The organism is Phycisphaerae bacterium (assembly GCA_018003015.1).
In the GTDB taxonomy this organism is placed as follows: Bacteria; Planctomycetota; Phycisphaerae; order UBA1845; family PWPN01; genus JAGNEZ01.
This window is the reverse complement of sequence record JAGNEZ010000001.1, coordinates 226,157-246,039: the sequence shown is the minus strand read 5'-3', so window position 1 is coordinate 246,039 and position 19,883 is coordinate 226,157. Positions and strand designations below refer to the sequence as shown.

General features: G+C 63.3%; 11 protein-coding genes. 8 read left to right on the top strand and 3 right to left on the bottom strand.

The features are described from left to right. The first annotated feature begins 11 nt into the window (after nucleotides 1–11). The 7 genes from KA354_00835 to KA354_00805 all read left to right on the top strand — a co-directional run bounded on the left by KA354_00835 (nucleotide 12) and on the right by KA354_00805 (nucleotide 15,085). Nucleotides 12–2,204: a hypothetical protein gene (locus KA354_00835; GenBank protein ID MBP7933164.1), complete on the top strand. Its 2,193-nt coding sequence runs from the start codon at nucleotides 12–14 to the stop codon at nucleotides 2,202–2,204. A gap of 28 nt (nucleotides 2,205–2,232) precedes the next feature. Next, nucleotides 2,233–4,701: an alpha-galactosidase gene (locus KA354_00830; protein ID MBP7933163.1), complete on the top strand. Its 2,469-nt coding sequence runs from the start codon at nucleotides 2,233–2,235 to the stop codon at nucleotides 4,699–4,701. 70 nt (nucleotides 4,702–4,771) lie between these two features. Then, on the top strand, nucleotides 4,772–6,856 hold the full coding sequence (locus KA354_00825) for an alpha-galactosidase (protein MBP7933162.1): 2,085 nt from the start codon (nucleotides 4,772–4,774) through the stop codon (nucleotides 6,854–6,856). A 15-nt stretch (nucleotides 6,857–6,871) separates the two neighbouring features. Continuing rightward, a complete protein-coding gene (locus tag KA354_00820; GenBank protein MBP7933161.1) occupies nucleotides 6,872–8,539 on the top strand; it encodes a hypothetical protein in 1,668 nt (555 codons plus the stop codon). 37 nt (nucleotides 8,540–8,576) lie between these two features. Further along, nucleotides 8,577–10,055: a peptidoglycan DD-metalloendopeptidase family protein gene (locus tag KA354_00815; GenBank protein MBP7933160.1), complete on the top strand. Its 1,479-nt coding sequence runs from the start codon at nucleotides 8,577–8,579 to the stop codon at nucleotides 10,053–10,055. A 38-nt stretch (nucleotides 10,056–10,093) separates the two neighbouring features. After that, nucleotides 10,094–13,594, top strand: coding sequence for a glycoside hydrolase family 2 (locus KA354_00810; protein ID MBP7933159.1), 3,501 nt, complete (start codon nucleotides 10,094–10,096; stop codon nucleotides 13,592–13,594). Between the two features lie 69 nt (nucleotides 13,595–13,663). Continuing rightward, on the top strand, nucleotides 13,664–15,085 hold the full coding sequence (locus KA354_00805) for a hypothetical protein (protein ID MBP7933158.1): 1,422 nt from the start codon (nucleotides 13,664–13,666) through the stop codon (nucleotides 15,083–15,085). On the opposite strand, the gene KA354_00800 is transcribed toward KA354_00805, so the two are convergent. From KA354_00800 to KA354_00790, 3 genes are all read right to left on the bottom strand, one after another. Next, the gene (locus tag KA354_00800) at nucleotides 15,074–15,913 is read right to left on the bottom strand and encodes a zinc ribbon domain-containing protein (protein MBP7933157.1); all 840 of its coding nucleotides are present in this window, start codon (nucleotides 15,911–15,913) and stop codon (nucleotides 15,074–15,076) included. The genes KA354_00805 and KA354_00800 overlap by 12 nt on opposite strands. 8 nt (nucleotides 15,914–15,921) lie before the next feature. Beyond that, nucleotides 15,922–17,493 carry an arylsulfatase gene (locus KA354_00795; protein ID MBP7933156.1) on the bottom strand — a complete coding sequence of 524 codons (1,572 nt, stop codon included), beginning with the start codon at nucleotides 17,491–17,493 and terminating at the stop codon, nucleotides 15,922–15,924. A gap of 141 nt (nucleotides 17,494–17,634) precedes the next feature. Then, nucleotides 17,635–18,219 carry a response regulator gene (locus tag KA354_00790; protein MBP7933155.1) on the bottom strand — a complete coding sequence of 195 codons (585 nt, stop codon included), beginning with the start codon at nucleotides 18,217–18,219 and terminating at the stop codon, nucleotides 17,635–17,637. 280 nt (nucleotides 18,220–18,499) lie between these two features. On the opposite strand from KA354_00790, the gene KA354_00785 reads away from it, so the two are divergent. Beyond that, nucleotides 18,500–19,834 carry a Gfo/Idh/MocA family oxidoreductase gene (locus KA354_00785; GenBank protein MBP7933154.1) on the top strand — a complete coding sequence of 445 codons (1,335 nt, stop codon included), beginning with the start codon at nucleotides 18,500–18,502 and terminating at the stop codon, nucleotides 19,832–19,834. Nucleotides 19,835–19,883: the final 49 nt, after the last annotated feature.

Sequence of the window (19,883 nt, the reverse complement as noted above, 5' to 3'; positions counted from 1 at the left end):
GAGGAGAGACAATGACGCCTTCATGGATCTGCTGCCGGGCCGTGCTGCTGCTGGTGTTCACGTCGACCACGCCGGCTCTCGCCGAACCGACCGTCACCTGGGATGCCGGTCAAGGACGAGCGGTGCTCACCAACGACCCATTGCAGCTGACCGTCGAAACTAGGCCCGGCCTCAACCCGCGTTCGCTCCGCAACGTGCAAAACGGCATCGTCTATGCCGACCGGGACTATTCCTGGCCCGGCGGTGCGTTCCCCATCCTGATCGGCAGCCCCGACATCGCAAGATCCGACGACGGCAGCCAGTCTGTCACTCTCAAGGGCCAACTCGGCCCACTCCAGATCGAGCAGGCCTTCACCGCACCCGCTAACCAGCCGGGCGTGATCCTCGAGAACCTCACTGTCACCAATGCCACCGACAACCCCCTGGCCACCGCCGACTTCAAGTGCGGCTTCGCCAAACTCCTCCGCGCAGGCGAAACCTGGTCGCCCGACGTCGAGATCCGCTTCTGCCCCATCCCCTATCGACGCGAAACCAACGGCCAGATGCAGGAGTTCCCCTTGCGCGAGGTGGCCGAGCACGGCATCACCTACGGCGGCTGGGCCGAACCACCAACGCCCACGCCCATCTGGGGCGCCGAAGGCTGGGTATGGAGCCACGGCTCGGCCAGCTTCCTCCTTGCTAAGTACAACCCCCATTCCATGGAATGGTCGTTGATGGAACCAGAAAAACGCGGCACCGACACCATCCTGCGATTCGGCGGCGCCGGCCGGTGGAAACACGGACATCCCGAACCCGCCGCCCGCCTCGAACCGGGCAAGTCCTACCGCTTCGGCGAAACCCGACTCCAGGCCGTCATCGGTGACTGGCAGCAGGCCTTCTACGCCTATCGCGGGTACCTCGAAGCCAAGGGCTGCCGTACACCCCGTGACTACAACCCGCCCATCCACTGGAACGAGCTCTACGACAACCAGTACTACTTCAAGGCCTGTGAGCTCTGTGAGCAGCGACTAAAGAACCACCCCCCGGCCGAGGTCTTCGGACCGGAGTTCAAGCAGCAGACCAAGAAGCTCCTCGCCGAGTTCTACAGCCTCGATCTGATGAAAGGCGAGGCGGCCAAAGCCAAGGAGTTGGGCTGCGAGTCGCTCTACCTCGATCCCGGCTGGGATGTCGGGTCCAGCGAACAGATCTGGGACACGGATCGCCTTGGGCCAATGGCCTCATTCGTCAGAATGATCCGCGAGGACTACGGCCTGAAAGCGGTCTCCCTGTGGTGCTCGCTCGCCGGCGTGCCGCCAACCTACGGCGACCCCAACGTGTGTCCCCCCAATGCCCGGGTCGTCGACAAGGACGGCAAGCCCGCCAATTTCCTGCTCTGCCTCTCCTCACCGGCCTTCCTGGACACCAAGGAGCAGCGCTTGCTCGAAGTCTGCAGAAACGGCGCCGCCTTCCTCATGTTCGACAGCAACCAGTTCTCCGGCCCCTGTTACGACAAGACCCACGGCCACCAGATCCCCTCGACCCGCGAAGACCACGCCCGGGCCCTCCTCGAACTCACCCGGCGAGTTAAAACCAAGTACCCCAACGTGCTCATCGAAATGCACGACTTCATCACCGGCCCGAGCGGAATCCACTACACGCCTTCGTACTACGGCTATGCCCAGCCCCACTCCTTCGACTGCCTCTGGGGTCACGAGTTCATGTGGAACTCGATGGACGATCTCCTCTCGCGTCGGGCCGTTAGCCTGTATTACTACAACCTGGCCTACAGCATCCCGCTCTACCTCCACGTCAGCCTCAAGCCCGACAACGAGAACGCCTTGGTCCTCTGGTGGTTCGCCAGTACTTGCCGCCACCTTGGCGTCGGCGGTAAGGCCGGCGGCCCGGTCTGGGAAGCCCAGAAAAAGGCTATGCAGGTATATAAGACTCTCAAGCGGTTCTATACCCAGGGCGTCTTCTACGGCCTCGACGAGATGATCCACGTCCACACCCTGCCCGATCTCGGCGAAGCGGTCGTCAATGCCTTCAATCTCGACGACAAACCGGTGGATCGCAGCATCCGATTCCGGCCTAACCAGGTCGGCCTGCCCGCCGGCCCCATCGACGTCGAAGGTGCCCCGGCTCAGCACGATGGCGACGAGGTGATCGTGAAGGCGTCAATCCCGACCAGAGGACACCTGCTGCTGAAGCTGCGCGGGCGTCGGTGATTGTCAAGCTTTCGAAAGGGAGCCGCATATGATGACTCGTGTGATCGCCGTCTCCTTGGCGTGTCTTGCAGGACATCACGCCCTGGCCTTGGCCGATGAATCAGGCGACTTCAACCACTTCCTGTCGAGCATCGGCTTGCCGTCGGAGCAGTCCGACTTGCCGCTGCCTGTGTGGATGGTCAGTGCCGTTCAGGACTACGGCACATTGACGGTGGCTGCCTCCTGCCACACACGTACGCCGCTGCGGATCGGTGAAAAAACTTACAAGGACGGCCTCGGGACTCATGCCAACGGTCGCGTCGTTTTCCAGATCGAATCGCCGATGGAGACATTCGCCGCCGACGTGGGCATCGACCACAACGACGACACCTCGCGCGGGCGCGACAAGGCCAGCGCCGTGTTCGTGGTCAAGGGTGACAACCGCGAGCTGGCTCGAACACCCGTCTGCCGCTACGGCCAGCCACCCCAGCACATTCAGGTGTCTATTGCTGACGTCCGGCAACTGGAGCTGATCGTAACCGACGCCGGCGATGGGATCTCCTACGACCAGAGCGATTGGGGCGATGCCCGTCTGATCGACGCGAGCGGCAAAACCCTTCAGCTCAGTGCCGCCGTTGCCCTCGTAAGAGCCCTTCGTGCCAACGCTCCCCCCGCGTCGTTTTCTTACGGCGGCCAGTCCTCGCGAGTCCTGCTCAAGGACTGGGCGCGAACGACCAAGCCGCCGGTGGAAACACAGCACAGCCGTATTCACGAGATCACCTGGCTGGAATCGCCGACCGGCCTGGCGGCTACCTGGCACGCCGAGGTGTTCAAGGACCACCATGCTTTGGATTTCCGCTGGTTCTTCGAGAACCGCGGCAAAACACCGGCCAAACCGCTGACGAGCGTCTACGCCCTCGATCTGCAGCTCTCCGAAGCCCGCTCCTTCCAACTGATCCATAGCACCGGGGGCCTGACGGGCCCTTTCGTGCCTCTCGGCGAGGCCCCGGCGTTCCTGATTTCAGAGTCGAACCTCGCGTCGCCTGTCACCCTGTCGGCCGCAGGCGGCCGATCCTCCGCTAAGGACCTTCCCTTCTTTCAGCTTCACCATGGCCTCGCCCAGACCGGCCTCTTCGTCGGCATTGGCTGGTCGGGACAGTGGCAGGCAGATTTCCGCCCCGATGCAGCCCATGGCACGAGAGTCACGATCGAAATGCCGAACATGAGTCTGGCTCTGCCGCCCGGCGAGAAGATCTTCTCGCCAAGTGTGCTCTTGGGTCTCTATCGAGGCGATCCGCCGACCGGCTCCAACGCCTTGCGACGCATTCTCTACGACCGCTACGTCGCCCTGTTGGGGGACAAGAAGCCGCTGCCGCCGGTCTCGTGGAATCACTGGTTCACCTTCGAAAACGCCGTCAGTGAGGATATGCTCAAGCGCCAGGCCGATGCCGCCGCAGACCTCGGACTGGAGTACTTCTGCATCGACTCGGGCTGGTTCGAAGGCGGTTTTCCCGGCGGCGTCGGTAACTGGATCCTGGATCGAGCCAAGTTCCCCAACGGCCTGGCCCCGATCGGCAAGTACGTCGCCGATAAGGGGATGAAGCTGGGGCTATGGTTCGAACCCGCCCGTGCCGAGCCCGGCACCCGGCTCTGCCGCGAACATCCCGACTGGGTCGATGGCAACCGCGTCAAGATGGAAATCACCGAAGCCCGCCAGTGGCTCTTTCACATGATGTGCGGATTCATCGACGAAGGACACGTCCAATGGATCCGCTATGACTACAACTTCGATCCGCTCGCCGGCTGGGACCGCACCGACCAGCCTGAAACGCGGGGCCTCACCCAGATTCGTTACCTGGAAGGCGAGTACGAGCTGTTCGATCGCCTCCGCGGCAAGTACCCCGATCTGCTCATCGAGAGCTGTTCCAGCGGCGGCCGGCGGATCGACCTCGAGACGATGCGCCGCGCCCACACCTACTGGAAAAGCGATGAAACGGGCAACTTGACCGCGGCCCGCTCGCAAGAGACAGGCGGCAACCGATTCCTGCCCGGCGTCCTGCTGAACACCAATCTCCCAGCCTCATCTTCGGCGAATTGCTTCGAGTTGCACAGCCTCTTCGCCGGTCCCTTGGGCTTCGCCTGTGATTGGACTCGATTGGACCCCCCAGCCCGCGATCGCGTGCGTCAGGCCATCACCGCCTACAAGACCGTGCGCCATCTGCTCAACAGAGATTACTACCCGCTCCTCCCCCAGACCTTCGACCTCGCCCAGTGGGTCGGATGGCAGTTCAACGATCCGACGACCGGTGAAGGCTTCCTCGTGATCTTGCGGCCGCAAGAATCAGCCTACGCGTCGGTGGAGGTGCGGCTCTGCGGCATCGAGCCGGACATGAAGTACAAGCTCAGCCACACGGACGGCAGTCACGTGCGTAACCTCGCCGGCCGGGAATTACTGGCCGGCCTGACGATTCCCCTCGGCCGCGGTGAATCCGAAGTCCTGCGATTCCGGCGCCAGTAGCCGGCAACGCGAACCCAAGTTGCTTTCCGAACCGTTGCAGTGGACCATGCGTGACTCGAAAGGACCAGAAATGACGCGAATGACGAATCCGCTGACTCGAAAAGCGATCGCTGTGTGTCTCCCTCTGTGGGTCGCGGCGGCGTTCGGGACCACCCTCGGCCAGACACCCCAGCCCGCCACCTCCGACGAAATGCGGCCGAAGAGCCAATGGATCAACCAGTACTTCTCGGCCTCGGCACCCCGGCTGCCGTTCTCCTTCAACTACGGCGGGCAGCCATCCGCGGAGTTGCTGGCCGCGTGGCCAAAGAAGGCCGAAACCCGCACACTCGACAATGCCCGAACACAGCAAACCCTGACCTGGACCGACCCCAAGACCAACCTCAGCGTCCGGTGTGTCGTCGTCGATTACGCCGATTTGCCAATGATCGAGTGGACATTGTACTTCGAGAACGCCGGCCAGGACGACACGCCCCTGATCTCGGAAGTCATGGCCCTGGACCTGACCATCAAGCGAGCATCGGCAGGAGAGTTCATCGTACATCGCACCGTCGGTGACGGCGGGGCGGATATCTACAAGCCGGATCCAATCACCCTCGCCCCCGGGCAGGCCAAACGCTTCGCCCCCAACGGCGGCCGGCCGTGCAGCACCGAGTTTCCCTACTTCAACGTCCAATCACCAGAAGGGGGATGGGTCATCGCCATCGGCTGGCCTGGCCAGTGGTCCGCTTCCTTCATTCGCGACGACGCTGAATCGCTGCACGTGACCGCCGGCCAGGAAATCACTCGCTTCAAGCTCCTGCCCGGCGAGGAGCTGCGCTCGCCACTCGTTGTCCTGGAACCCTGGAAGAGCGACCATCGACGCGCCCAGAACCTCTGGCGCCGCTGGATGAACACCCACAACTCACCACGACCCGGCGGCAAGCGGCTGCCGCCTCAGCTCAACGTCTGCAACGCCAACCAGTTCGGCTACTTCGGCATCACCGAAGAGAACCAGCGAGCCTGGATCCAACGCTACCAGGAAGAGAACATCGCCTACGACTACTGGTGGTGCGACCTGTCCTGGTTCGCACTGGATGACAAAACCTATGTCTTTAACGCTCTCTATGACCCCGATCCGGTCAGGTTCCCCAGGGGGCTCAAGTCGCTGAGCAACTACCTCCATCAGAACCACATCAAGCTGATCGCCTGGTTCGAGCCGGAACACTACTACCCCGGCCCGGGTAACTGGATCGTCGAAAATCATCCCGAATGGCTGCTCAAAGCCCCCCCCGGCCACGAGGCCGAGATCAACCAGGGCATGCCCCTCAAGAACCGTACCGTCCTTAATCTGGGGAATCCCGAGGCCCTCAAGTGGGTCACGGACAACACCGACCGAGTCCTCCGCGAGCAGGGGATCGACTACTACCGCCATGACTTCAACATCGAGCCGTTGATCTTCTGGCGGGCCAACGACCCACCCGACCGTCAGGGCGTCACCGAGATCAAGTACGTCACCGGATTCCTCGCCTACTACGACGAGCTCATCCGGCGGCACCCGCAAATGCCTATCGACAATTGCGCCTCCGGGGGCCGGCGGAACGACGTGGAGACGCTGCGCCGGTCTGTGCCCCTGCTACGCAGCGATACCTGGGGTGAGCCCGTCGGCCAGCAGTGCCAGACCTACGGACTTGCCGACTGGATTCCCTTCTGGGGCACCGGCATCATGCACTCCGACCCCAAGGACCTGCCCTACATCTTCCGTAGCCAGATGGGGCCCAGCTTCACTTCCTGCTGGGACCTCACCCCGAAGGCCAACTACGATCTTCACCGTAAGCTGCTCGATCAGTGGTGCAGTCTCCGCGTCCACATCCTCAACGGCGATTATTACCCGCTGACCCCCTACAGCGCCTCGGGCAGCGAGTGGATGGCTTGGCAGTATCACCGGCCCGACCAGGGCGAAGGCGTCGTGCAGGCCTTCCGGCGCGCTCAGGCCAACGATGACGCACGGACGTTCCAGTTGAACGGACTCGCCCCCGGGACAGATTACATCGTGGAGAACCTCGATACCGGCAGCACGCAAAGGTCGGCCGGCGCTAAGCTGATGGGCGAAGGCCTACGCGTGAACCTGGGCGATCGTCCTGCAGCCGCACTTTTCGTGTATCGACCGGTTCAATAAGTGGAGAGACTGGCCATGCTCAAGACCCGGATTCCCGTGTCCCTGTTGACCATGCTCCTCGGAGTGGGGGCCGTTCGTCCCACCACCTCGTCAGCCCAAGTCAAGCCCATACGCCCGCCCGTCGAGCTTCTCTCCCCACAGGCTACATCGCCCACCGTGCCCGCCCCATTCCCCGGCCGGCCGGCATTCAAACACCGTGGCTTCTATCTGCATTGCGGATGGGCCTTCGATCACCCTTTCGCACCCCACGCCTGGTCGCGAGCCGACTTCAGCAGCATGTTCGAACTGCTGCGCCGCCTGGGCTTCGACATCGTCATGTACTGGCCGCAGATCGAGGCCATCCCCACCCCGATCAGCGCCCAGGACGCGGCCTCGCTCGGCATCGTCCGCGACGTCATTGCCGACGCCCGCACCAGCGGGCTCCGCTGCTGGCTGGTCTTGACGCCGAATCTCACCTCGCCTTCCGAGATCGCCACTCAACCCTTCGCCGACCGCAATCCCTTCCGAACCTACCAGACCGTCCACCTGAACAAACCCGGCGAGGCCGATCTGTTCCTGGCCCATCGCCGGTCCATGCTCCGCGTCGTCAATAACGCAGACGCCTATGTGACCATTGACGGCGACCCCGGCGGTTACCCAGACGCCAGCCCCGAAGACTTCCTTCGCATCTTCCAGGCAGACCGCCAGACACTGGACGCCTGGGGCATCGATCCGCCTCACCAGATGGTGATCCCCTGGATCTGGGCCGGATGGGGAAGGAAGCTCCCGCTCTGGCAGGGCGATCTCACCCCATTCTCCAAGGCCGCCATGACCCTCCTTAAACAGCGTCTGCCCGAACCCTGGCAAATCATCCCCGGCCGCAGCCACGGCCAGGGCTGGGGCAATGGCCGGGTCAACGTCGCCCTCGCCGAACAACTCGATCTCATCGACCGCTCCATGATCCTCTGCTACGAAGCCATCGAATTCGAACCTTCGCCTCCGGCCGCCACACTTCAGTTCGACGCCATACGCCGAATCCTCAAGGAGGAGATGCATCTGGCATCCAAAGCCGCCGGCGTCATGGGCAACGCCCAACAACCGATCATGGTCCTCCCCAATGTCTACCTCTTCGCCCGCGGCGCCTGGGACCCGGCTTACCTGGATCGCGGCGATGAAGAAGTGCTCCGCGATTTCGCCCAGCTCCTCGGCGGCCCCGCCGACCTCCTGCTCCCCGCATGGCAGTCCCTCACCCTGCCTCTCGATCGCCTGCCCAGGGACCTCCCGGATCGCCTCCGCGGCACCACCCTGACCGGCGATGCAGCCCGCTGCATTCCCGGCGGACCCCAACGTTACCTCGACATCCTCGCGGCCCACACAACCGCCCGAATCGGCCTGCTGACCGCCATCAACGGACCGGCCCGCGACGACCACGACTGCGCCCGCCGCGTGGCCGACGGAACGGCCGCCCTCGTCGGCTGGTGGAAAACGCATCACTACGTCTTCGACCGGGACAAGAAACAAGGCTTTGCATGGAACTTCGTCCGCGGCGACCAGATGGCCTCACTCTCAGACTGGGCCAACCGCAACGCCCGCGACAGGACTGCAGTGGCCTCCGCGGCCGCCAGACTCCTGGTTGAAAAGAACGTGCTCGCCGCGGAGGAGGCCCATCGCGTCGTCAGCGGGCTCATCAAGACCGGACCCTGACGCCATACCAGGCCGAAAACCCGTGAGAGGAGGAGCCATGCACCCAACATGCCATACCTTGCTGTCGACCCTGTCGCTGATCACCACGGCCGCCGCCCCGCTTTACGCCGAGGAATCGGGCATCGATCTCAACCAGCTCATCCGACCGTATTCCTCGCAACAGATCGTCGAACTCGACCTCAACGAACCCTTCACCTTCAAGCTCAGGAGCGGCGCCGAGCGAACCCTCCGTATTCTCGCCATCCGGGAACACCGCGACAGCGTGGTCAACCTGATGCGCCGAGCCGAAGTCCGCGCCGAGATCGACGGCCGGCCGCTCGACTTGGTCTGCATGCCCTACGTCATGCCAACCGAAGTCGCCGGCCTCCGCGTTCAAGTGGATTCCACGAGCGGCTGGGGCAATACCGCCAAGACCGCCCGGCTTTCAATCTGGGACGCCGCCGATCCCATCGTCAACACCAGACACTTTCGCTACCCGCTTCGCCACCATCACCTGTTCTCCCACGGCACCCAATGCTACAATGAACCCGTACACCTCGGCCTCGGCGACGACGACCCCGGCGGCAACCATTTCTACCACGACTACGGCTTCGATACCGCCGGCTTCGAAGGTCGCGACGAGGTGATCAGCGCCACCGACGGCCAGATCGTCTTGTTTTGGCCCAGCCGCGAGGACCTCTGCTCCGTTGTCGTCCGACATCCCGACGGCCTGTTCTGGGAATACGCCCATCTCAGCTCGGTCGAGCCGGACATCGTGTTGAACGCGTCGGTCCGGCAGGGCCAGAAGATCGGACTGCTCGGCCGGACCGGGCCGTCCGGCAACTTCGCCCACCTGCATGTGGGATCCTACGAGGCCCGCAGCCACATCGCCGCCGACAGACCCAACCGTGGACTCAACCTCTATCCATGGCTGATTACCGCCTACCAGGCCCGCCATCCGAAGGGACTCTTCGCCGTGGCCCGGCCGCATCAGATCGCCATGGCCGGCGAGAAAGTCACCCTTGATGGCTCGTGCTCCTTGGCCTGGGGCGGCGCCAGAATCGTCGAATGGCAATGGGCCTTTCCCGACGGACAGACGGTCAGACAATCCAAAGTGGAAAAGGTGTTCGACAAGCCCGGCGCCCATGTCGCCGCACTTTGGGTTAAGGACAGCCAGGGCAACGAAGACGTAGACTTCTGCCAGATCAAGGTTTACTCGAAGCTCAACCCTGAAAAAGGCATGCCCCACCTATTCATGACCTGTTCGCCCACCGAGAACATCCGCCCGAACCAGCCGGTCACCTTCCGACTCTGGTTCCAGGGCGGCGATAGCGGCCCAATCACCATCGAGTTCGACGACGGCACCAAGGTGACAAACTACCCGTCCTACGCAGAGTTGTCTCATCGCTTCACCCCCGCTGGTATCCACATCGTCACCGCACGATGCGAGGCCGACGGGAAACCGATCACGCAGAAAATGAAGGTCATTGTGACGCCTGCTCTTCAACCACCTTTGACCGGGACCTCGCCGGAATGAACCACTGCCGACTTTAGTCTCAACGAAAGGACCTTCTTGTGCGGCCCTCAACAACCATCGCTTTGTGGCTCGTACTGACCGCCTCCGCTTTCGGTACAACGTCGATCGCCAGTCAGGTCATCTCGCTCGACGGCGACGGCTGGCAACTTGCCATCGATCCGACGAATGTCGGCGTCGCCGAGAAGTGGTGGCAGCAGCCTCGCCCCGAAGCTAAGCCCGCGAGGATCCCCTGGTTCATCGGCGATACGTTCCCGGGCTACTGCGGCGTCTTCTGGTACTGGCGCAGTCTCGAGATGCCAGCCAATCCATGCCCCGATGGCCGCTACCTGCTTCGCTTCTGGGATGTGGACTACCTGGCCGACGTCTGGGTCAACGGAACCCACGTCGGCTCGCACGAGGGAGCCATGATTCCATTCATCTTCGACGTGACGGCCGTGGTCAAGCCCGGATCAGACAATCGCCTCGCCGTGCGCGTCCTCCTCCCCGGCGACACGCCAATCGAGGGCTTCACATTTCGTCAGACACCGCATGGCGGCGCAGCCTTCACCCAGACCGGCGGAATCATGGACAGCGTCGAGTTGCTGCTGACGCCGGCAGTCCGCGTCGAGGATCTCTTCGTCCGGGCCGATCCCAAAACCGGCAGAATCCGCGCCCAGGTCAACCTCCGCAACGCCACAACAAACACCCGTAAGTGCAACATCGAGTTCACTGTTTCCCCCGCCACCAGCGGTGAAACGCTTGACGCCATCACGATCTCCCGTGAAACGCCCTCCGGTGACACCCTGATCGAAGGCGAACTCCAGGTCCCCAACCCGCGACTGTGGGATCTCAACGATCCCATCCTCTACCGCGTTACCGTCCGAGTGACAACGCCCGACTCCCCCATCTTCAACGAGTCCTCCACCCGCTGCGGCTTCAGGGATTTCAGGTTCGACAACGGCTTCTTCCGCCTCAACGGCCGGCGAATCTTCCTTCGCTCCTCGCACACGGCCGCCGAAGCGCCGGTCGGACACTGCCTCCCGCGCGATCCGGGCGTGCTACGCAGCGAACTGGTCAGCTGCAAAGCCATGGGATTCAATATGGTCCGGTTCATCGGCCGGGTCGCCCTGCGCAACCAGCTCCATATGGCCGACGAGATCGGCCTCCTGGTCTACGAGGAAAACCCGAGCTCGTGGATGTTCTATGATTCCCCAAACATGGCCGAACGCTTTGACCGGCAGGTCGCTTCTATGGCCCGCCGCGATCGGAACCATCCCGCCATCGTGATCTGGGGACTCCTGAACGAAACCGGCGAGGGTCCCGTCTTCCGCCAGGCGGTGAAGGCCCTGCCCCTCCTGCGAGCTCTTGATGAAACCCGCGTGGTGATGCTGGGCAGCGGGCGCTTCGACGCCGTATCCGCCTACCTCAACGGCCTGGAGCTCTGGAAGCCCGCCAAAGAGACTCAACCTAACGTCCTCTTCAACTCCAAACCCTACGCCATCTATCACGTTCCGCTCTGGCCGGCTAAGTCCGTGTCATTGAATCCCGGCACCAAAGGTGAGTACAGCGTCGCCCGCTGGACCGCGCCCGCGGCTGGCGATTACACCGTCTCCGCCCAATTCAGAGGAACGGGAAGCTTCTCAACGACCGACGTCCACGTGCTCCACGCGGGCAAACCAATCTATGCGGGTTTCATCAATATCCGTGGCTGGGGCGACCAATGCAATCACTCCGCCACTCTCAACCTCGCCGCCGGCGATACCCTCGACTTCATCGTGGGCTGGGGTGGAGGCTATGCCCCCGATGCGGCTGGGCTCGCACCTTGGACCGATACCACCGAAGTCCACGCAACCATCCAGTCGTCCAGCGGTGCCCGATTCGACCTGGCCGCCGATTTCTCAAACGCCCACAACCCCAACGGCCCCTGGTGCTACGGCTCACTCGCACCCGGGCAGTCGCCCGACACCACGACCTTCGCCGCCTATCCCAACTGCGAGATCCTCAACGCTCCCAACATCGGAGGCATCAGCAACCCCGGCTCCAGCGAGTGGGAAAACGTGTTGGGCGACCTGCACACCTATCCGAGATCACCGCACCGGAGACTCGAGATCGAGCGACTCCGAACCGTAGCCTACATCGACCGCCCCCTCCTGCTCGCCGAATACGGCATGGGCAGCGGGACGCATTTCCCGAGAATGCTCCGCCATTACGAGGCTCTGGGCGAGGAATCCTACCCCGGGGCGAAGAGCTACCAGGAAATGCTCGCCAGGTTCATGGCCGACTGGAATCGGTGGAAACTCGGAGAGGCATTCCCGAGCCCGGAAGATTTCTTCGACAAGTGCCTCGCCAGGATGGCTGGCCTCCGCACCATGGGCATCAACGCCCTGCGGTCCAATCCGGCCATCGTCGGCTACAACCTGACCGGCACCCATGACACCGCCGAGGCCTACTCCGAGGGCGTGATCACCGCCTTCCGCGAACATAAACTCGGAACCTTCGACGCCATGTGCGACGTCTTCGCCCCCCTGCGCTGGTGCCTTTTCACCGAACCCGTCAGTGTCTATCGCGGGGACACGGTGAAGTTCGAGGCCGTCCTCTCCAGCGAAGACGTGCTCCAGCCGGGCAACTACCCAGCCCTGCTCCAGGTGCTGGGCCCCGGTGAGGAGCGCCTCATCGAACGCAACATCACCGTCAACATTCCCGCGAAGACCGGCAACGTCGAACCACCCTATGCAATCCCGGTATTCTCCGAGGAATTGCCCGTGGACGCTCCGTCGGGCAAGTGCCGGTTCGTCGCGAGACTCCTGAAGGGCGGCCCGGCCACCGGCGAGTCCGTCGAGTTCTACGTCACCGATCCGCACGATATGCCTACCGTCAAAACCGTCATCACGCGCTGGGGTGAGGACCGGGAACTCGCCCAATGGCTCAGAAACCACGGCATCGAGACGCATCCGTTTGCCCCCGGCAAACCGGCCAGGCGAGAAGTCATCCTCGTGCCCGCGGTGCCCGCCGGCGCCGGCGATGCCCAGGCATGGCGCGAACTGGTCGAGAGAATAGCCGCCGGCTCTACGGCCGTGTTCCTGGCCCTGGACGTGTTTGAGAAGAAAGGCAATCCGCTCGGCTGGCTCCCCTTGGCTAACAAGGGCTCAATGGGCTTGGTCAGCGAGTACCGCTTCCCTCAGGTCTACATCCGCGACGAGTGGGCTAAGCGGCACCCCATCTTCGACGGCCTGCCAACCGGCCTGATGGACTACGTCTTCTACCGCGAGATCATTCCTGACCTCAGATACACCGGTCAGGACACGCCCGACGAGGCCGTGGCCGGCGCCTTCCGAACCGGAATGGGCTACAACTGCGCCGAACTGATGCTGACGGTCTACAAGCTCGGCCAGGGCCGCTTCATCCTGAACGCCCTCCGCGTCCGCCAGGCCCTTGGCCAGGATCCCACCGCCGAACGCCTGCTACGCAACATGCTCCGCTACGCCGCCCACGATGCCGACAAACCGATCGCCCCCGTGCCACCCGACTTCGACTCGCACCTGAAGTCCCTGGGCTACTGAGATACCCTGGAAGGGAATCGGCTTCGTCAGACACTGTCCAGCTGCCGTGCCAAACGGTAAGCTGAAACCATGTCCTCCCAACCCCCCGTCCACGCCAGCACCCTCGTCAAACCCATCCCCACGCGGTTCTGGTGGCTCCGACGTATTACCATCGCCGCCGGCTTGATCGTCCTCGCTGTGGCCGCCGCCCGCTGGTGGTGGAGTGCCAAGGCTTGGCACATCTACGAGACCGAAGTCGCCCGCATCAAAGCCGCCGACGAGCCGCTCTTCCCAGAGGACTTCCTCCTGCCGCCCGTGCCCGAGGATCAAAACGCGGCTCCACTGCTGGTCAAGGCAACGCAGGCATGGGTACTCAACCAGGGCCAAACCCGACTCCTCAAGTCCCTGGGCCGATACAAGGCCGATGTCCCCCAGCATCTCTCAGAACTCAATCAGCTCATGGCTGCTACCACCGCAGCCCGTTCGTGGGTCCGTCAGGCCGGAGCACTCCCCGATGTGGATTGGGGGTTCCCCGGCCCATCCCTGATCCGCGCCGCTCCCTTCTCCAACTTCCACGATCTCAGCGACTGCATCGTCACCGCCGCCTACGTGGCCCATCTCCAGGGGGACGACCTCGAGGCCATCCGGTCGCTGCAGGACGCCCTCGGTCTGGCGGCCCACGTCGCCCACTACCGCACCCTCACGGTGGCCTGGCTTCAACTGGGCACCATCGACTCCGTGACCAACGCGATCGAGAATCTCAGCCCCACCCTGCGTTTCTCCGGACCTGAACCAACAGCCGCTCCGACTCGACACGCGTCGCGACAGCACGGCCAACAACTTATCAACCGGCTCCTGGATGAACGCCCCATTCGGGAAGCCTTCCTCTGGGCAGTCTACGCCGAAAGGGCCGTCAGTTTCGATGCCGACCGCAGGCTCAGCAGCGGGAAAGACCGGACCGTGAGTTTTCAGCTGGCCCCGCCGCCGATCAGCCATCTGGAACGGGCGTACTTGTCCATGGTCCGTCCAATGCTCGTCCTTGCGACTTGCAGGAAACTGCGGCAATTCGATCGCGGGTTGATCACCGGTGCCAAGGCAGCCTGTTTCTCCCAGGTCGCGCCCGGGCTGAAAACCTCACCGCGACCGGGACAGAGCCGGACCGCCTACGGCTTCGGCGGCGGCTCGGTGCTGTCTTCCCGCGATTTACATCGTACCTGCTTCTACCAACTGGCCCGGGCGCGACTGGCCGCTACCGTCCTGGCCATCCGGATGTATGAGCTGGACCATGGTGAGCGGCCGGCAACCCTTCAGGCCCTGGTCCCTGACTACCTGCCCTACCTGCCGAGCAGTCCGCTTTTGGAGTTTGATAGTAGTTTATACTATCAAAAAAAGGGAGCGGTGCCCCAGGTGTCCTTCGCCGGGCCGGATCCGGACGCGAAGACAACCCTCTACCTCAACGGCCGGTCGGCGGGCCCGGAATCCGCCTCGGAAGGAGCAAAGTCATCCTCGTAGGCTGTGGTAGATCAGCCCCGGGAACACAACCAGGAACCTCACCGCCACCACCGTCAGGCCGACAGCCAGAAGCCAGACTAGCGGACCAGCCAGCGCCACCACGAATACCCCCACGGCACCGCGCCCGGTCATGTGCCGCGAAAGGTAAACCAGGCCAAACCACCACAACAGGAGCTCAACAACGAGCAGGCTCGCCACCGCAACCCGCGCGGCATCCTCCAGCCTTGCCGCCCCGGTCATCGCCACAAGTGCCGCAATGACGTAACCGAGAACGCAGGCCACGGGGGTCCAGCCCATCGGACCACAGGCGTACGTGCTGATCGCAATGCCCCGATTCTGCAGTTCAATGTCCAGCCATCGCGGATGAAAGAAGTAGCTCGGCACGCCCGTGGCAACCACCAGCGCCAGCAGCGCGGCCGCAAACACGCTCGTCGCCGTCCAGGGATCCATCGTCGGCGGCCCGGAATACAGACTGCGAAACAGAAGGCGCGAACCGCTCGAGGGGCGAAAGGCGAGGATCATCAGCACGCAAGGTACGTAGGCAGCGACAACCGTCACCCATCGGAAGAGCTGAGCGTCGCCGTAGCTCACCGGTCGCCGGACCTGCTCAGCGAGTCGATGAACGCGAAATGTGGTCATCACCATCGTGTGGAGGTAAGCGCGCATCCGGCCCAGCCGGTTCCGCTGCACCCAGGGGATCGGCTCCGGAACCATCTTCGCCGGATCGAACGGACGCCCGCATTCCGGACAACGATACTCGGTCAGCCCGCGAAGCATGTAGCCGCAGACCGGGCAGAACAGATCATCCAAGATCGCAGGCGACGCCATGGGCGACCTCAGCTCTGCTTCTTCTTCTTGATCTCACCGAGTTCCTGCGGCGTCAGCACCCCGACTCGCTTGGCCCAGCGGGTATACAACTCGGACAACTCCTTGACCTTCTCCGGATGGGACGTGGCCAGATTGTTCAGTTCGGTCCGGTCCGCCCTCATGTCGTACAGCTCCCAGCCGCCGGGATGCCGCGAAACCAGCTTCCAATTGCCCTGCCGCACAGCCCGGTTGCCCTCGTGCTCCCAGTAGAGCGCCGCGTGACCTTCACGGTGCCTGCCCTCCAGGATGGGCAGTAGGCTCTTGCCCTCCAGCGGGGTGATCTCGTGCCCCCTGTGGGTCACCGGATAGATCGCTCCGGCTACGTCCACACAGGTGGCCATCAGGTCCACCAGATGCCCAACCTGGTCGGTGAGCCCACCACCCTTGTGGATCACCTCCGGCCAGAAGGCAATCAGCGGCGTCGAAATCCCGCCTTCATGCACCCAGTGCTTGTACAGCCGGAACGGCGTGTTGCTCGCGTTCGCCCAAGGCAGTCCGTAACTCAGAAACGAGTCCTTGCCACCCGGTGGAACCCCCGGCACGCCCCGGTCAATCTCCTCCGCACACCCGCCGTTGTCCGCCAGGAACAGGACCAGCGTCTTCCGCTCCACGCCCAACTCGCGTACCTTGGCCAGCACCCGCCCAATGTTCTGGTCCATCCGATCAATCTGGGCAGCATAGACGGCCATCTTCAGGTCGCGGGCTTCCTTGTCCTCAACCTCCTCCCAGGCCGGGGCCTTCTGGCCACGCGACGTCAGCCCCCAACGCGGATCGACAATCCCCAACTCCACCATCCGCGCCAGCCGCTTCTGCCGCACAGCATCCCAGCCAATCATGTATCGCCCACGGTACTTGGCAATGTCCTCCGGCCAGGCATGCAGCGGCCAGTGCGGCGAGGTGTACGCCAGGTACAGGAAGAACGGCTTGCCGGACGAACGCTCCTCCTCGAGGAACGAAATGGCCGCGTCGGTGAAGGCGTCGGTCACGTAGAACCGCTCCCCCTCCGGCTTGCAGGGCTGATCGTCCCGGGCCATGATCCGGCCTGGATCCAGCCGGAAGTAGTTGCTCCCGCCACTGACCAGACCATAGTAGCGATCAAAGCCGCGGTCCACCGGCCAGTGCGGACGCCGCTCGCCCACATGCCATTTGCCGGCCATCAGCGTCCGGTAACCGCTCTGACCCAACACTTCTCCAATGGTCACGCATCGATCGTTCAGGTAACCCTGATACGCCGGCGCTCCCCGATCGTCCACCATGTGGCCCACCCCCGCTTGGTGCGGATACAGGCCGGTCAACAGCGCCGCTCGGGTCGGACAACAGCGGGCCGTGTTGTAGAACTGCGTGAACCGCAGACCGCCAGAGGCCAGCCGATCCAGATGCGGCGTGGCAATCTCCGAGCCGTAACAGCCCAGGTCCGAGAAACCCATGTCGTCGGCCATGATGACGATGATGTTGGGCCGCGACCGAGGCGGGTCGGCGCCTTGAACCGTGCCCACAACCGCAAGCCCGCTCAGGCAGCCCAGAAGTGTTGCGTTTCTCATCCCGGATATCGTGGCGAAGAGTCCCTCAGGCGTCAATGGCGGGGCAAACGGGCGGGGAAAGCGGATAAGCTGGTGCGTGCCGGCTTGGGACGACAGAGAGATGTGGGTGAACGACACGCACCAGCTAGCAGCCGGACTCAATCACGTAGGCGGGATGATCTCGTCGCGGTCTGCCCGCATTGTTCGCAGACGATGAAAATGGCTCTCCAACTCGGGCACCGTGAACGGCTTGCTGATGCAGTCCGCGGCTCCCAGATCCATACACAGCTTCCGACTCGATTCGTCCAGGGTGTCCGAGAGAATGATCACCGGTGTCTCCGGTTGAGCCGCCCGAATCGCTTGCAGGCACGTCAGCCCGTCCATCCCCGGCATCTCCAGATCAAGAGCGACGAAATCGGGCCGGTACTGCCCCAGGGCTTTGAGCGCCGAAGCGCCGTCGTGGATGGGGAGCGTGTCGAAGCCCAGCCGCTGGGCGATCCGCTGGGTGATGCTCCGGATCAACGCACAATCGTCGATGACCATGAGCCTGAGCCGATCTCTGCCACGCGGACGGTCCGTACCTTCCACTTGTTCCAGAGACCACCCGGTTTGGCCCCCAACTTCCAATGGGTGGTCGGGCATCGTGCAATCGGAGGGGAGATCCGTGCCGTGATGCAGATGGCACAAGCAAGCGCTGCTGAGATGGGCGGAGTACTCCTCCGCCAGCGACGCCAAATCGCGAGCCATGAATCGAGACCCCCGATCGAGCCACTGTTCCCGTCTTTTCCGCCTCGATATCGTCTGTCCTGCCTCGACATGCGGCCGAGGAAGGCCCCCGGGACGCTTGACCGCACAGTACCGGGGGATGTACCCTATGTTTCGTACATGCCGACTCCGTACTTAAGCAATTGTGGTTCTTTTTTGGGCTCCTGTTTACAGGCTCGTTCAAGGAACCGTCCTCTCGACCTGTTCCGCCACATCGACGCCGGTCCTGGAGCCCCTCCTCTTCGGGATGAGGGATATGACCATGGCCCTGAAGCAGTCGGAGAAGACGTGCTCCCGTCGCGAGTTACTGGCCTCGTCCGGTAAGGCGGCCACCGGAGCGGCCGTCTTAGGCGCCGCCCTCAGCGGCTGCAGCATGCCCGGACGGAAGACAACAGAGACTCGCACCGCGTCGGCCGCCGCTCGCAGGATCGGAGCCAACGACCAGATCCGGCTCGGACTGATCGGCAGTGGTGGGCAGGGTACGCACGACACCAACCTTTGTTGCCAGAAGGACAACGTGGTCTGCGTGGCCCTGGCCGACGTGGCCGAGTTCCGCATGGACTACACCACCAAGGTCCTCACCGAGACGATGGCCCGAAAGGGCCATGCCGCCGTCCAGATCGACCGCTACGGCGACTACCGCAAGCTGCTGGATCGCAAGGACATCGATGCCGTGGTCATTGCCACCCCGGACCACTGGCATGCCAAACCGTTCATCGCCGCTTGCCAGGCAGGCAAGCACATCTATCAGGAGAAGCCCTTCAGCTTCACCATCGACCTGGGCTTTGCCATGCTCGCCGCGGCGGAGGACAACCCTACCCTGGTTATCCAGATCGGCACCCAGCGTCGCAGCCAGGGCCACTACGCCGAGGCCAAGAAGCTCATCGACAACGGCTTGCTCGGCAAGGTCAGCCACATTCGGGCTTTCGATTGCCGCAACTACATTGCCGGCGAGGACCCGTTCACGCCCGAGGCGACCGCCGCCCGAACCGTGGGACAGCTCGACTACGCGACCGCCAAGATCGATTGGGACCAGTTCCAGGAGCCCTGCAAACACAAGGTGCCGTTCGAACCCCTGCGGTATACCGCCTGGCGGTGGTACTGGGACTATGCCGGCGGGCTGGTGACCGATGTCGGCGTGCACGTGATCGACAACGTGCATTGGCTGATGGGCGAGCCGGTGCCCAAATCCGCGGTCGCCAACGGTAGCGTCTATGCCACTAAGTACTGGGAAACCCCCGACGTGGTCAACGCGGTGGTCGACTACGGCGAGTTCAGCCTGGAGTTCATCGGCAACTTCACCAATGGTTTCGACGGCGACGGCTTCATCCTCTACGGTACCAAGGCAACCATGGAGGTTCGAGGCAACGACGTCAAGGTCTGGGCCGACAGTTCGCGCGCCAAGCCCCAGATCCACATTCCGGCCGCGGGCATCGAGCACCAGCACAACTGGATCGACTGCCTGCGGGCTGGAGCCAAGCCCAACGCCCCGGTGCAGCTTGGGGTCAGTTCCCTCTTGCCTTCGCACCTGGCCAACCTCGCCTATCGCAGGGGTAAGAAGATCACCTGGGACCCGGCCACCAGGACAGCATCCTAGCCGAACGATGAACCGTTTCCGGTCTGTACGGGAGCCATATCGATGAGCG

What these genes read in the sequence shown, in the direction of transcription:
- KA354_00835 (MBP7933164.1), top strand. Translation starts at nt 12, where the DNA reads ATGACGCCTTCATGGATCTGCTGCCGGGCCGTGCTGCTGCTGGTGTTC.
- KA354_00830 (MBP7933163.1), top strand. Translation starts at nt 2,233, where the DNA reads ATGATGACTCGTGTGATCGCCGTCTCCTTGGCGTGTCTTGCAGGACAT.
- KA354_00825 (MBP7933162.1), top strand. Translation starts at nt 4,772, where the DNA reads ATGACGCGAATGACGAATCCGCTGACTCGAAAAGCGATCGCTGTGTGT.
- KA354_00820 (MBP7933161.1), top strand. Translation starts at nt 6,872, where the DNA reads ATGCTCAAGACCCGGATTCCCGTGTCCCTGTTGACCATGCTCCTCGGA.
- KA354_00815 (MBP7933160.1), top strand. Translation starts at nt 8,577, where the DNA reads ATGCACCCAACATGCCATACCTTGCTGTCGACCCTGTCGCTGATCACC.
- KA354_00805 (MBP7933158.1), top strand. Translation starts at nt 13,664, where the DNA reads ATGTCCTCCCAACCCCCCGTCCACGCCAGCACCCTCGTCAAACCCATC.
- KA354_00800 (MBP7933157.1), bottom strand. Translation starts at nt 15,913, where the DNA reads ATGGCGTCGCCTGCGATCTTGGATGATCTGTTCTGCCCGGTCTGCGGC.
- KA354_00795 (MBP7933156.1), bottom strand. Translation starts at nt 17,493, where the DNA reads ATGAGAAACGCAACACTTCTGGGCTGCCTGAGCGGGCTTGCGGTTGTG.
- KA354_00790 (MBP7933155.1), bottom strand. Translation starts at nt 18,219, where the DNA reads ATGGCTCGCGATTTGGCGTCGCTGGCGGAGGAGTACTCCGCCCATCTC.
- KA354_00785 (MBP7933154.1), top strand. Translation starts at nt 18,500, where the DNA reads ATGGCCCTGAAGCAGTCGGAGAAGACGTGCTCCCGTCGCGAGTTACTG.